Annotated in this window: 1 pseudogene; it reads right to left on the bottom strand. The window is 53.8% G+C overall.

Annotation, left to right across the window (positions count from 1 at the left end):
* Nucleotides 1-91: 91 nt before the first annotated feature.
* Nucleotides 92-570: pseudogene (locus tag FDX22_RS20070) on the bottom strand (hypothetical protein); the annotation flags it as partial.

Here is a 570-nt window from a genome sequence, read left to right as displayed (position 1 = left end):
ACCTTGCCGGATGGCGACGCACCGCGACTGATCCCGGCCTACCTTATTAGCAAGCGTAGGCCGGACAAGCGAAGCGCCCCGGCAAAACTTATCAGGCAATATTCAGATATTTGTGGGTTTGCATCGACAAACGCCAGTTACGCGCAATACAGGTATCAATACACAAACGCGTCGCATCTTCTTTCTGACTGATTGGCTGTAGAGCGATGATGCGTGGTTTTTCGTCGCTCAACGTGGCCAACAGTTCATCCAGTGCTTCAATATCGCGAACGCGACCAACCGGATGTTTGATTTCATTCGCGCGCNCAATATCGCGAACGCGACCAACCGGATGTTTGATTTCATTCGCGCGCTCCAGCGCCTGCGACAGCACATCATAACCGCCGCGCATATTTACCTTCGGCGATACGGTCACCCAGGTATTCGGCGTACAGCGTACTTCGTGAGTACCACTGGTCTCAATCTGGCAGCTAAAGCCGTTCTTTTCCAGCAGGTCAGTCAGCGGCATCAGGTCATGAATGCAGGGCTCACCACCGGTTATCACCACATGACGGGCGGTATAGCCCTGAC

Origin of the sequence: Citrobacter sp. TBCS-14 (assembly GCF_005280805.1) — a bacterium.
In the GTDB taxonomy this organism is placed as follows: domain Bacteria; phylum Pseudomonadota; class Gammaproteobacteria; order Enterobacterales; family Enterobacteriaceae; genus Citrobacter; species Citrobacter gillenii.
Note: the sequence above shows the minus strand (reverse complement) of the source record. Positions and strands in the feature narration are given on the sequence as shown.